This is a genomic window from Pontibacillus sp. HMF3514, from assembly GCF_009858175.1.
In the GTDB taxonomy this organism is placed as follows: Bacteria; Bacillota; Bacilli; order Bacillales; family BH030062; genus Pontibacillus.
The window spans coordinates 3443595-3457516 of record NZ_CP047393.1 but is presented as its reverse complement, the minus strand read 5'-3'; the positions used below and the strand labels follow the sequence as shown (position 1 = coordinate 3457516).

Here is a 13922-nt window from a genome sequence, read left to right as displayed (position 1 = left end):
GGAAGTGCCTGACCCCCACTGCTTTAAAGCGGTAGGGGTCAGGCACCAAGTATTTACTCATTATTCTTAAAAACCTCCGCCGCTATTCCCATTGCTTGGACAGCTTTAGGGAAACCGACGTATCCTGAACAGTGTATGATGACTTCCATGATTTCTTCTTTTGACAGTCCAACGTTCAGGGCAGCCTCTAGGTGAACTTTTAGTTGTTCAAAGGCTCCTTGAGTAATGAGTGTTGTTAGAGTCACGATTTCCCTTTGTGATAGGGAGAGCGCCTCTCTTGAGTAGAGGTCTCCAAAGCCAAATGAAACGATCATCTCCCAAAAATCCGGTGATATTTTCTTCATTTCATGCATGCCTTTACGGACCTCTGAGGAAAACAATTCTTCCATTGCTTGAATGCCGGCTTCGTATCGCTTCTTATCTTCCAAGTTACTGCCTCCCCATGGTAGGTGGAATTTCATCTTCATCTACTAATACTTCCACGACGATAGGTTTCTTCGTTTCTTCCAACCTTTGTAGTGCTCCTTTTATAATATCGGTTAAATCAGACGAATGTTGACAGGTATAGGCTTCTAATCCCATAGATTCGGCAAAACGGGCTGCATCAAGTGGTGTTTCGTATATTCCACCTATAGATGTACCAATCATTTTTCTCATTCCTTTTTCAACCATGTCGAGACGACCATTATTTAAGACAATAAAAAGTACCGGGGAGTCATAATTGTAAGCAGTAGAAACTTCTGTGCCGTGCATGAACATGCATCCATCGCCAACTAAGCAGACAATCGGTTTCTCTGGAGCGGCTAGCTTAGCTCCTATTGCATAGCCAATCCCATTTCCCATTGCGCCAAATATATCATCAAAGAAATAGGTGCCTGGTTTGTATATATCAAAGTACCGAATGCCGTAGAAGGAGTGACTACCATCATCACCGAAAACAACGGCGTCATCTGGCAGCGCATTACGCATCGCTTGTAATGCTGAAGCGGCCGACATTCGCTCACCCGGCATGTTTTCATTGATGATATTCATTTCGATCGGTTCTAAAAAGGCTTCGCTGTTCGTTTCAGGGATGTCTGTTAAGATTGTGGTGAGGTTGGACTTAATATCTCCGAGAACTGGTGTAGTGGGAACTTGTATCGCTTTTTGAATAAAAGTTGAATCATAATCAAAATGAATGAGGTGCTCTGGATACATTTCTTGAGAAAAGCCAGGAAGGGACATGTCACTTAATCGTGTTCCGATGACAATTAAAAGGTCCACTCCTTGTTCAAGGTATCCCCTTGCCTCAACGGTGCCTCCTAACCCAAATGCACCTAGTGAAAGTGTGTGATTCGATATAAACGTTCCTTTTCCTCCGGGCGTCGTGATGACTGGAATGTTCCAATGTTCTGCAAGTTGCTGTACCTCATTGTATGCCTTGCTAGAATGAACGCCTTTTCCCAGGAATAATAGGGGACGTTTAGCTCCATTTAATTTTTCAATGACTTCATCAGTAGCTGGTGAAATCATTTGATGAGGTTCAGGTAAGTCCATGTGGAAAGGCTCAATCTCTTCAAGTAAGATATCGAACGGTATCGATAAGTGAACAGGTCCTTTTACGCCAGAGAGCGCTTTCTCAAGGGCATGCTTTAAAAAGGGTTCTAGCATGTCACCACGTTCAACACGGGCGCTAAATTTGGTGACGGATTTAAACATTTCCACCAAGTCTGTCCCGAACATAGTGGAGTCTTGTCCTAATGCTTGTCCAGTATTTTTTAATGATGGATGCCCGGTAATAATTAAAAGAGGGGCATGGAAAGCTTTCGCCTGACCAGCTGCGGTAAGAAGGTTCGTTCCACCAGGTCCGGATGTTCCCACCGTAACCCCTATTTTTTCATTCATCATGGCATAGCCTGCAGCTTCAAATCCTGCTGCTGCTTCATGTTTGCTTAAAACAAATTCCATATCATAGTTCAATAGTTCAAAAAGGATGGGAGAAATCGCTTTTCCGGGTATTCCGAAAATATGCTCAAGCCCCCATGATTTAAAATTCTCTACTAACACGGATGCTGTCGTTTTCATGTCGGTAGTTGTATCCATGTTTCCTTTCATCCTCTCTGCTCATTAGTTGTTCTGCCATGCGAAATACTTTTGCTCGACCTCTTGAGCAGGCAGTGCTTTACTGAAGAAATAACCTTGTGTTACATCGCAAAGGTAATCTTTTAGGAATTCTAACTGTTCAGCTGTTTCCACGCCTTCAGCAATCACTTGCATATTTAAGTTGTGAGCTAATGTAATAATGGCTTTTACAATGACGGCATCGTTATGGTCGTTCATAATCTCATTTACAAAGGATTTATCGATCTTAATATAATCAATTGGGAAGTCCTTGAGGTAATTGAGAGAACTATAGCCTGTGCCAAAGTCATCAATAGAGATGCATATTCCTAATGCTTTTAATTGTTCTAAAACGGAAAGGGAGTATTCATATTCCATCGCCATATATTCTGTAATTTCTACAACGAGATATTGAGGGTCTAATTCTGTGCGATATAGGACATGTTCAATATATTTGACCAAGTCTTTCGTAAGAAATTGCTGAGTTGATAGATTGACCGCAATTTTTACAGGTTTCATCCCAGCATCCTGCCATTTTTTATTTTGAGAACATGCTTCACGGATGACCCATTCCCCAATTTGAGTAATGAGTCCATTTTTTTCTGCTAGTTTAATAAATTTCAATGGCGAAAGAAGTCCAAGTGTAGGGTGTTGCCAACGTATTAGTGCTTCAAAGCCGACTAGTTCTCCAGTTACATTATTGAACTGTGGTTGATAATGAAGGGCGAATTCTTCTTGATCTAGGGCTTTTCTTAAATCAGCCTCTAGACTATATTCCTCCATCATATCCTCTAACAATTCGGAAGTGTATACGACATAGCGGTTTTTCCCTTCGGATTTTGCTTGATACATCGCATTATCCGCATATATCATTAAGTCTTCCATTGTTATAGGAGAGTCAGGATAAATGGCTACTCCAATACTGGCTGTGGTATGTAATTCATTTACACCTACATGAAAAGGCTCGTGAAAGAGGTCCAGGACTTTCTCTGCTTTTTCAGTTACATAGCTTTCATCTTCAAAATCTTTCAGAAGGAAAATGAACTCATCTCCACCCATACGTGCAAGTACATCCTTTTCTCCAAGGCAGCTATAGAGGCGTTTACTTACCTCATTAAGGAACTGATCGCCATTAGAATGACCAAAGTTATCATTAATAATTTTGAATCGATCTAAGTCGATGAATAAAAGAGCTAAACTACGGTCTTCTCCCTTATTAATATCGTGAATGATGGTTTTCATTTCATTTTTTATATATCGTCTGTTTGGTAAATCAGTTAAGTCATCATGATAAGCTAAATAGTTGAATTTTTCCTGAAGTGAGTAGCGTTCTGATATATCTCGAAACTGACCGAAGGCGCCAATCATTTTTTTGTCTTCATATATGGGTTGAGCATCAAACAGACAGACTACTTCATTTCCATCGTCTTTTGTAAAATGAAGCTCTTCGTTTTTAAATATTTTCTCGTGTTCGAGTACATCTTTAAAATACCGGCCTGTAAGAGGGGAGTTTTTAATGTTTCGTCCCACTACAGATTCTCTAGAGTTATTCGAGATTTCTTCCGCGAAATCGTTAAATTCAGTGGTGATCCCTTGTTCATCCGTGATAACAATGCCGTTACTTGTTCGACTTAGCATAATTTGATTCATGATATTAAGCTGACGGTTTTGTTTTCTTAGTAATAATTCTCTTTCTATGGAATCAACTGCTTGGGTTAGCATCGTTAAGAAAAGTGGGTTTTGGAATTGTTTAGGCATCATGATACACACGCTGCCTAAGAGATTATTGTCATCTGTGTAGTGAAAAGCAGTACCATAACACGCAATCTCATGTAAAAAAGTATGGTAATGTTGTTCACCTATAATACTGATCGGATGATTTTGTTGTAAGGCGAGACTAACCACATTCGTTCCTGTATCCTCCAAAGTGAACCGGCTGCCGGGTATAATTCCAAACTGTTCAATAGTCGTTTTGATCGTTTCGTCCCCTTCGATATCAAGGAGATAACCCCTAGCATCAGAAACAACAACGAGGATTGGAGTTCCTTTTAAAGAATCTAGCAATTTATTAGAGAAAAAGCTGACAACGGATAGGATTTCACTATAGGATCTTCTTTTTTGATCTAACTCTATGTTGCTTAAAAACTGTTTTGGACGGGAGATCTCATTTGGATCCATTCCCATTTCCCTACACATTTTATTGGATTCTTTGATGTACTGAGGTTCCATATTTGCATTCCCCCTCCTGAAGTCCTAGAAATCGACCTTTAATAGTTTAATATAAATGAAAGTGGTTAAATGTGTCAATTTTGTCTTATGGAGTTATATACTTCCATTCTACATAATAATTATAGAAAGGGTAGGGGGTTTTATGAATTTTGATAAGTTAATATGTCATTTTAAAAAACAGCAAAGGTTACTTAATGAAATATACAATTTTAGATGACTTCAAAACTATTACAGGAGATATAGATTCAAGGATTGGGAGCATATTGAACAAACGTTTGATCAACTTTTACGACGCAAAAAAAGACAGGTGGTTACCTGTCTTTTTTCATGTCTTTGAGGTATTAAGCGAATATGTAGTTACGTTAGATATATTTTCAATTAAATGTATGTTTATTGAAACAGTGGCTTTCTAGGCTTGTTTCCTACCTTCATCCAAAAGGTATTTTCATGGGTTTCTCTGAATACTCTTATGCGAAAGATCTTGAGAGGAGTCCAAACTTCTTTGAATGCATAATAAGGCAAAAGAATCCCTCCGAATCATTTTTAATAATTATATTTGTTAATTGTTAAAAAATGTATCAGAGGATGTCGACTAAATTAAAAACTTTTCGACAAGAGATTTTGTATATACCTTTCCAATATAAATACTACAATATTTGGTAATTTTGTAGTATTATAGTTATCAATGATTTGTGTTTGTGAAGAGGTGTCTTTATGGAAGAAGATAAGCAGCAGTTGATGAGTTTGATGGAAGACCTGATTAAACGTAATGAGCAGATGGATATATGTACAACGGAAGAGGTTTTGGAAGAGTTAATTCAATGTTTAATGATTAGAGGATAAACGAAAAAAACAAACCTGAATTGGTTTGTTTTTTAATTTTACTAGCAATGTTTTTTGATAATTAATTTTCGTTATTTCTTTTATATTAAATAGATTTCCATTCGTATATATAGTAAAATCGATTCATAAACAAAATTCGTTACATAGGAGAGTTTTATGATAAAAAAGGTAAATATAGGTTTGTTGTTACTTTTCTTGGTGTTAGCAAGTCATGTTTCAGCAGAGTCTAATTGGGACCAAACTGGAGTACCTGCTAATAAAGAATGGAATGTTCAATTTAATACTATGATCTCATCTGGTTCAGTTAATAATGAAACAGTTTATGTAACAAATGAAGATGGTAAGAAACTAAGTTCAATACAATTGGAAACCAAATTCGATAAAGTGATAGTATCCAATAATAAAGCTTATGAACTTGGTAAAACCTATCAACTACATATCACAAAAGGTGTTCAATCTATTTGGGGTAAGTTTATATCAAAAGAAGTGGTAATGGAGTTTGTTGTTCAAGAAAATGCTCCAACTTCAGGTGCATCTGGATCATCCTCGAAAGATAATCAGGATGAAGAGTTAAGTGAGATCATCAATAAATATGAAGTGAAATTCACTAATCTTGAAGACAAGACTGAAGACCAGTTTAATCAGTTAGTGGAGCAGGCTAAAGACGATATTGCAAGTGGAGCTACTTTTGATGAATTGGAATCAAAGTATCTGCAAGAATTTGAAGAGTTAGAAGTGATTACAGATGAAACTTTTAACTATATTTATACTAATCTTGTAAACGAATTAAAAGACAATGGCTATAGCTCGAGTTATGCAGAGCGTTTTAAGAATGAATATGAAGAAAGTAAGCAAGATATAAAAAATGATTATATTTAGCCTTCAACTTGAAAGAGCAGACCTATGTACGGTCTGCTCTTTTCTTTGATCAGTTAGTCCTTAAAATTTATCTAGTACTTTCGACAACATCCGGCTTTCTCGTTCATCTTTCTTTTGATTATAATATGCTTTTACATCAGAAGCTTCATCTTTACTGTATCCATTTTCAACAAGGTCTTGTTGTAGTGAGGTGTACAAGCGTTCAAATGTAGCATCTGTTTTTGCTTCAAGTTCTTTAGCCGCTGATTTATATTTTTTGTAAAAGTACCCGTAGGAAACTTTCTCTCCATTCTCTTTCTTCTTTTTATATTCACTATAAGCATAAGCCACGAGGTTATTTAGTTTAGCTAACGCTTGGTCTTGTAGTGCTTGGAAAGTAGGTCTGTATCGGTTCTTAATGTCTTCAGCTGTTACATGATCTTGTTGAGTTTTTTCGGACTCTTCTTCAGAATTTGTACTTTCATCTGGTGAGTTATTTACTGTTTGGTCATCATTGTCATTTTCCTTGGTTAATTCATTTTTGTTACTTGTTTGGTTCTTTGTTTCTTTATTATTGTCTTTCGTTTGAGTTTTCGAGTTCGTTGATTTTGAATTATCATTCTCTGTATCTCTCTGCTCTTTATTCCTTGTTGATGTTTCCTTATTGTTGCCCTGTGAGTTTTGATTTTTAGTAGATTCATTTTTACTTTGATTTACGTTTTTATCAGTACTTTCATTTTTATCTAATAGATCACCTTCTAAAGTATCGGGCAATTCCACTTCAAAATCAGTATCTACGATATTATCAACGTTTTCATCAGCCGTCTCATATTCTTTAATAAAAAATGTGTATGTAAACCAACTAGTTCCGATTAAAAGTAATATAACTAGGGATATTAAACTATATTTAAGCCACTTCTTCAAAAGTATCACCTTTCCAACCAGTAACATTTTTCTTCTCTATGATTATATCATCAAAACTAAATGTAAAAAATCACTTATTAAACATAATATTCCAATAAACTAATTGATGTTTCCTGTTTTTTCATTTACTATGAACATATATATCTATGGCAACTAGGATCTTATACATAGTTTAGTTCGTGAATGACAATACTTTTAGATCATTTGAGAGGTGAATGTGATAATGAACAGAAAATCTCCAAAAGTTAAGTTACAGGGCGTACTTGCTACATCATTAGCTGCTTCTGTTGTGGTTAGTATTCCTGCTGATACTGTTACAGCAGCGGAGACTTACACTGTAGAAGAATTAGTGAATCGTTTAGATGGGGTCTATGATCAATTAACTGAAGAAGATCGACAGGCTCTTCGTGATGCTAGGAATGCTTTTGTTAATGCATCTGATCAGACCTGGAGTAATATTGAACAAGAAATTACTGATAACCCATTAGATGAATCAGAATTTAAAAACTTTACAACAGATTTGTCGGAGATTATCTATGCGGATAATACAAGTCAATTAAGAACTGAGATTCAAGATTTTTTAGATAGTTATAGTGAATCTTGGTATAATTCAAATTTTGGTGTATCAGTTACATCAGAAGAAATGTTAAATCTTATCGCTACTGTAGAAACCCAAGCATTAAATTTACTAGATAATGAGTTATATAAGTCTATGCTAGAAATGGTTTATGCAACTGAAGAAGAGCTTTCAGATCAAACGATGCATGATTTAATGAACGTAGCTTATACAAAAGCGCAAAACACTTTAGAAGATCCAGACTTTAAGTATAATGAAGCTTATAAAAAGGTTAGTCAGAATGTCTCCCTTGATAAAGATGGTTTAATTGGTGTGTTAATTGGTCTGAAAAATAACACTGATATAAATAACTCTACTATTGTAGAAGGGCAAAAGGCTCTTATTCGTGCTGCTCTAAAAGAAGTAGATAATACAGCTCCTAGTAAACCAACAGTAAATAGTGTTGATAGTAATGATACTGCTATTTCTGGTGCAGCTGAAAAGAATTCAAAAGTAGTTATTACAAACCAAGGTACCGGTGCAGTTGTTGCTACTACATATGCAAATTCTAGTGATGAGTTTACTGTTACAATATCACCTCAATCAGCAAACACAGTTTTGGAAGTAAAAGCTATTGATGCTGCTGGTAATGAAAGTGCAGTAGAAACGGTAACAGTAACTCAAGCTTCAACAGGTGGAAGTAACAATGGTGGTAACACAGGCGGTGGCACACCATCTGGTGACGACAATGATACCCCTGATGAAGAAGAAACCGGTGATACTGGTGAAGACACCAACCAAGAAGATGATGTCGACCTAGACGTAGACCCAGCTGATGGTGAAGTATTAGTAGACAACGAAGCTGTTACGGTTACAAAAGAAGAAAACGAAGAAGGAAAAACGGTTGTTAAGGTTGATTTAAATGCTGAAGAGATTGCTAAAGGCCTTGCAGACAAAACGCCTGAACAAGTTAAGAGTATCCGAATTCAAGTCAATAAAGACAGTGCAGAGGACGTAGCTGAAGTAGCTATCCCATCTGGAGCGCTTAACGCTGTAAAAGGTAAAAATGCTGATGCTATTGTTGAAGTAGCAACAGAAGGTGCTTCTTACAAACTTCCAGTAAATGAAGTGAATACTGATGAACTTGCTAAAGAGTTTTCTGATCAACTTAAAGAAGTGTTGGGTGAAGATGCTGAAGAACTTACTTCAGATGATGTAGAAATCTCTATCCAAGTAAATGAGGTAGCAGTGGAAGAAGTAGCAGAGAATGTGACTCAAAATAACCTTAAACCTGTTTCAAAAGTCATTGAATTTAAAGTAGAAGCTCGTACGAAAGATGGTAGCCAGAAGAAGGAAATCAAACGCTTCAAAAAGTATGTTGAGCGTGAAATAGAAGGCGAACAAGAATTTGATATGACTCATTCAACTGCGGTTCGTCTAAACGAAGATGGTACTTTTACAGCTGTTCCAACTTTATTTGATGGTACTACAGCTACGGTTAAGAGTATGACCAATAGTAAATATACGATCGTAGAAAACAATAAAACTTTCTCTGATATTGAAGATACATGGAACAAAGAAACGATTGAAAAACTAGCTTCTAAATACATCATTCAAGGTAAGCTTGATGGTACTTATGCTCCGAAAGATTACATTAAGCGTTCTGAGTTCACAACGCTTATCTCTCGTGCGCTAGGCCTTGTTGATGAAGACGTAGACTTTGAAGGCATGTTCCCAGATGTTAAAGAAGGTAAATGGTATGCCAACCATGTTGAAGCTGCTGTTGATGCTGGAATCATTCAGGGACGTGAAGACGGCACATTTGATCCAGATAGCTATGTGACTCGTAATGAGACTGCAGCTATGATTAGACGTGCTATGGATTTTGTAACGTATGACAAGTCCGAGTTAAACCAAGATAAAGAAGTTACAAAATACGAGGACTACGATCAAATTGCTAAGTGGGCACGTGATAATGTAGAAGTTCTTCTGCAAGCCGAAATCATGAGTGGCCGTGGCAACGGAAACTTCGATCCATACGGCGATATAAACCGTGCTGAAATGGCGAAAGTACTTGATGAGTTCTTGAGCTTCGTTAAGATGATTAATGGTTAATGTATAGTCTATAATTCTATTGATCCCGTATCACTATAGTGGTACGGGTTTTTTTATGCTCGCATTTAGAACTGTAGAGTTTTTTGGGTTCTTTTTTTATGAGTTTAAGCCTTGATAAAGATGAAGTAGTATTCGACAAAAATTGGGTAGTGACAGGCACTAAACCAAGATAAAATCACAACTGTTCAATTTTGCAAAGTTTGAGTTTACAAAACTTACACATTGAAACCCCTTTCATATAAGAGTACAAGGCTATACAATGTGGTTACGCAATGATCATTGATGAATATTTTTGCAAACTTCATCATCCGGAGATGGAGGTTGATTAAGATTTTAGACCAAAGAAGAACGCATATTTTATATCAAATTCAAAGCTCTCAAGTCCCAGTCTCAGAACAATGGTTGCAGGATAAAATGGGGGTTTCTTCACGGACGATCTACTATGATGTTCGACACATCAACGAATGGTTAGAAAGTGAAGGAATGGATCCTATTCAACGCAAAAGAGGGGAAGGTTTTTATCTCCCTGATCAATCTAGGGAAGGCATAAAAGGTAAAGTCAATTGGACACATCATTGGCAATATCAATTATCCCAGGATGAAAGAGTTCTATTAATTTCCTTGTATGCCTTAACCAATATTGAACCGATCACGATGCAGTGGTTGTTAGAGAAAATGCAATTTAGTAGAGGAACCATTGTGAAGGATTTAAAACATGTAGATGAATACATGAAGTCCTATGACTTAAGGGTTCTCTATGAAAGAGGTAAGGGTTACAAGGTTAAAGGATTAGAACTGAAAAAAAGAAAGCTCTTGTCTTATTTCATTCAAACGATTCAAACGAAAGAAAAGTGGTCGCATTTATGGGATGAGGTGTATTCCATCTTTTCAAATCATTTGGAAAGAAATGATGCTTCTCACATTATAAAGGGTTTAGTCCATGAATCTGAACAATTTCTAGGCGTAACGTTTACAGATGAAATGCTAGAGTATTTAACCATTCAGCTTCACATTATGCTAATCAGAGCCAATCAAAATTTGGAGATCGATTCTGATGAGTTCGATGTCTTAGTCAATACGAAGGCCTATCAGTCAGCAAGGTTGTTAGAAAAGCAATTAGAAGAAGAGTTTGCTCTTAAATTTTCTGATGAAGAAGTTGCCTATTTAACGACACAAATCCTTGGCTCAAAAGTAGAGTATGATAATTTTTCAGCTACTTCTGAAGCGGAGCGAAAACAGTTACACGACATCGTTAAACGCATTATTGATGAATTTCAAATTTACTCATGCGTCTTGTTTGAAGATCGAGAACAACTAGAGAATAACTTGCTTACTCATATGAAGCCTATGTATTACCGACTGAAATACGGTGTTTCGATGAACAGTGATATCTCTGAATATATTCAGGAGCAATATCACGATGTTTATGAATTAACCCGAAAATCCCTAGTACCCTTAGAAGAATTATTAGGCTTTAAGGTTCCTGAAAATGAACTCGCCTATATTGCAATGCACTTTGGTGGATGGTTGAGAAAGCAAAATAAGACTCTTAATCCAAAGTTTAAAGCCATTATTGTTTGTGAGAATGGGATCGGAACATCGAATATGTTGAAAGCTCAGTTGGAAGCCATGCTTAACGATGTAGATATTGTGAAAGCGATGTCTTTCCGTGAGTATAGAGAAACAGATATAAATGTGGATATTATTTTTGCAACGAATTACTTGAAACCAAAAGACATTCCAGTGGTTCACGTGCCCGTACTCTTGTCTGATTCTGATAAGCAATATGTCATGAATCAAATTAGTCAACATCTATCAACTGAAGAAAAGAGCTTGAATGAAGTGGAGCAAATGCTACAAGTGATCGACCAGTATGCCACCGTTCATGATAGGGACGCATTAAAACAAGAGCTGGAGCATTATCAAACCAATCAAAATCATACAGAAAAGGAGCCTTACACCCCTATGCTGGATGAACTGTTAACCTCAGAAACGATCCTGTTTAGAGATTCCATCAATAGTTGGGAAGAAGCGATTCGAACAGCTTCTCAACCTTTACTCGAACAAGGAAAAATTCAAGAAAATTATATTGAAGCCATGATCAACAATGTTCATGAGCTTGGCCCGTATATTGTCATCGCACCTCAAATTGCGATACCACATGCAAGACCAGAAGAAGGTGTGGAGCAATTGGGAATGAGTTTACTTCGTGTAAACGAACCAGTGGCTTTTTCCGAAGAAGAAAAGCATAACGCAAATTTAGTGATTGTCTTAGCTGCCATTGATAATGAGACACATTTAAAGGCACTATCTCAATTAACTACTATGTTGTCTGAAGAAGATAACATTGGGAAGCTGATTAAAGCTCAAGATTCAGATGAAGTATTAGCGTTAATTAATTCATATTCAACTATTTAATGGAGGGAATTACAATGAAAAAAGTTTTAGTAGTATGCGGAAACGGATTAGGAAGCAGCATGATTGTGGAGATGAATGTAAATAGCATTTTGAAGGATATGGGTGTAGAAGCGGAAGTATCTCATACAGATTTAACTTCAGCTAAAACAGAACAAGCGGACTTATACCTTGGTTCTGGAGATATTGTGGGTAACCTTGAGGATGGTAAGAAGAACATCGTAAGTCTAAACAACTTAATGGATAAAAAAGAACTTCGTGAAGCACTAGAGAACAACTTATAAGAGATTACAAACTTAGAGTGAGGGAGGAAAAAGAGACATGGTAGATTTAATAATGAAAGATATATTAGGGACTCCAGCAATATTAGTGGGATTATTTGCCTTGCTGGGACTGGTAGCTCAACGTAAAAACATCGCGGATACAATATCTGGAACGTTAAAGACTGTGATGGGATTTGTGATCTTGGGGGCTGGAGCTAATGTATTGGTGCAATCACTAGGGAAGTTTAGTGATATGTTTGATAAAGCCTTCAGTGTAGATGGCGTTATACCAAATAATGAGGCGATCGTGGCTCTCGCTCAAGATAGCTTTGGTACCGAAACAGCTATGATCATGTTATTTGGTATGGTTGCCAATATTGTGATTGCGCGTTTTACTCCATTTAAATATATTTTCCTTACTGGGCACCATGCCATGTTCATGGCTTGTCTGATCGCTGTGATTCTAACGACTGGTGGACTCACAGGCGCCCCTATGGTAATTATCGGTTCCATTATTCTAGGTTCCATCATGGTTTTATTTCCTGCACTATTGCAGCCTTATACACGTAAAATCACAGGATCCGATGACTTTGCAGTTGGTCACTTTGGAACGGCAGGTTATTTAGTATCTGCCTTCATTGGAGGAAAAGTTGGGAAAAACTCACGCTCCACTGAAGAAATTAATGTACCGAAGTCTCTAGGTTTCTTACGAGATACTTCTGTATCCGTATCCTTAACGATGGTCATCTTGTTCTTCATCGTAGCAGGTTTTGCTGGTCCTACATTTGTTGAAGAAAATCTAAGTGGCGGCCAAAACTTCCTCGTGTTTGCCTTTATGCAAGGTCTAACATTCGCAGCAGGGGTTTACATTATCCTTTCTGGTGTGCGTATGTTATTAGCTGAGATCGTTCCAGCATTTAAAGGTATCGCTGATAAAATTGTTCCAAATGCAAAACCGGCACTTGATTGCCCATCCGTATTCCCATTTGCGGGTAACGCAGTAATTATCGGTTTCTTATCTAGTTTCATAGCAGGACTTTTAAGCATGTTCCTATTACCGATCTTCGGATTAAAAGTTATCGTACCAGGCCTCGTTCCTCACTTCTTCACAGGTGCAGCAGCGGGTGTATTCGGAAATGCGACTGGTGGACGTAAAGGTGCCATTTTCGGTTCTATGGCAAACGGAGTAATGATCAGCTTCTTACCAGCATTACTTCTACCAGTACTCGGCTCTCTAGGATTTGAAGGAACAACATTCGGAGACGCAGACTTCGGTGTTGTAGGTGTCATCCTAGGTAACCTTGTTAGCCTATTTGAATCCAGTGTTGTATTCATCTTAATCACATTAGCTGTTCTTGCAGTTGCTTTCTTAGTAGGATGGAAAGTCCAAGGGAAGGACGAAGAAGAATCAGAAGCGGCATAGTTGGTGCCCCATTCCCGGGTGGTACCTGTCACCACCCGGAATTTGTCGAATAGAAACAAGCATAAAAACGCCTGACTCCCACTCTTGTAAAGGGATAATGAGTGGGGGTCAGGCGTTTTTTATGAAAATCATCTATTGGAGATAAAGGAATGGTTTACACCTCCATTTGCTCAGGCGCAGTGCATAAAATTCAATG

10 protein-coding genes are annotated in these 13922 nt (G+C 37.4%); 6 read left to right on the top strand and 4 right to left on the bottom strand.

Annotated features, from left to right (window positions below):
• Nucleotides 1-53 precede the first annotated feature (53 nt).
• Genes GS400_RS17540 through GS400_RS17530 form a run of 3 tightly spaced genes read right to left on the bottom strand, consistent with a single transcriptional unit; the run spans nt 54 to nt 4329 of the window.
• On the bottom strand, nt 54-428 hold the full coding sequence (locus GS400_RS17540) for a carboxymuconolactone decarboxylase family protein (RefSeq protein ID WP_236561027.1): 375 nt from the start codon (nt 426-428) through the stop codon (nt 54-56).
• A 1-nt stretch (nt 429) separates the two neighbouring features.
• Nucleotides 430-2082 (bottom strand): thiamine pyrophosphate-binding protein, encoded by a 1653-nt coding sequence (locus GS400_RS17535; RefSeq protein ID WP_236561024.1) that lies wholly within the window; start codon nt 2080-2082, stop codon nt 430-432.
• Nucleotides 2083-2106: 24 nt separating this feature from the next.
• Nucleotides 2107-4329, bottom strand: coding sequence for an EAL domain-containing protein (locus GS400_RS17530; RefSeq protein WP_160103969.1), 2223 nt, complete (start codon nt 4327-4329; stop codon nt 2107-2109).
• A gap of 714 nt (nt 4330-5043) precedes the next feature.
• On the opposite strand from GS400_RS17530, the gene GS400_RS20355 reads away from it, so the two are divergent.
• Together GS400_RS20355 and GS400_RS17525 are read left to right on the top strand one after the other, a co-directional pair.
• Nucleotides 5044-5172, top strand: coding sequence for a hypothetical protein (locus GS400_RS20355; protein ID WP_255454148.1), 129 nt, complete (start codon nt 5044-5046; stop codon nt 5170-5172).
• 183 nt (nt 5173-5355) lie between these two features.
• Nucleotides 5356-6051 (top strand): Ig-like domain-containing domain, encoded by a 696-nt coding sequence (locus GS400_RS17525; protein ID WP_160103967.1) that lies wholly within the window; start codon nt 5356-5358, stop codon nt 6049-6051.
• Between the two features lie 60 nt (nt 6052-6111).
• Here GS400_RS17525 and GS400_RS17520 read toward each other — a convergent pair whose 3' ends face one another.
• On the bottom strand, nt 6112-6954 hold the full coding sequence (locus GS400_RS17520) for a hypothetical protein (protein WP_160103965.1): 843 nt from the start codon (nt 6952-6954) through the stop codon (nt 6112-6114).
• 223 nt (nt 6955-7177) lie between these two features.
• Between GS400_RS17520 and GS400_RS17515 the strand changes: the two genes are divergently transcribed.
• From GS400_RS17515 to GS400_RS17500, 4 genes are all read left to right on the top strand, one after another.
• Complete coding sequence (locus tag GS400_RS17515; RefSeq protein ID WP_160103964.1) at nt 7178-9625, top strand: S-layer homology domain-containing protein; 2448 nt, start codon at nt 7178-7180, stop codon at nt 9623-9625.
• Between the two features lie 321 nt (nt 9626-9946).
• Nucleotides 9947-12043, top strand: a complete 2097-nt coding sequence (locus GS400_RS17510; protein WP_160103962.1) for a BglG family transcription antiterminator — start codon at nt 9947-9949, stop codon at nt 12041-12043.
• Nucleotides 12044-12057: 14 nt separating this feature from the next.
• On the top strand, nt 12058-12324 hold the full coding sequence (locus GS400_RS17505) for a PTS sugar transporter subunit IIB (RefSeq protein ID WP_160103960.1): 267 nt from the start codon (nt 12058-12060) through the stop codon (nt 12322-12324).
• Between the two features lie 37 nt (nt 12325-12361).
• Nucleotides 12362-13726: a PTS ascorbate transporter subunit IIC gene (locus GS400_RS17500; RefSeq protein WP_160103959.1), complete on the top strand. Its 1365-nt coding sequence runs from the start codon at nt 12362-12364 to the stop codon at nt 13724-13726.
• Nucleotides 13727-13922 lie beyond the last annotated feature (196 nt).

Excerpts from the sequence above, each read along its gene's own strand:
- GS400_RS17535 (WP_236561024.1), bottom strand. The coding sequence starts at position 2,082 with ATGGATACAACTACCGACATGAAAACGACAGCATCCGTGTTAGTAGAG.
- GS400_RS17530 (WP_160103969.1), bottom strand. The coding sequence starts at position 4,329 with ATGGAACCTCAGTACATCAAAGAATCCAATAAAATGTGTAGGGAAATG.
- GS400_RS20355 (WP_255454148.1), top strand. The coding sequence starts at position 5,044 with ATGGAAGAAGATAAGCAGCAGTTGATGAGTTTGATGGAAGACCTGATT.
- GS400_RS17515 (WP_160103964.1), top strand. The coding sequence starts at position 7,178 with ATGAACAGAAAATCTCCAAAAGTTAAGTTACAGGGCGTACTTGCTACA.
- GS400_RS17505 (WP_160103960.1), top strand. The coding sequence starts at position 12,058 with ATGAAAAAAGTTTTAGTAGTATGCGGAAACGGATTAGGAAGCAGCATG.
- GS400_RS17500 (WP_160103959.1), top strand. The coding sequence starts at position 12,362 with ATGGTAGATTTAATAATGAAAGATATATTAGGGACTCCAGCAATATTA.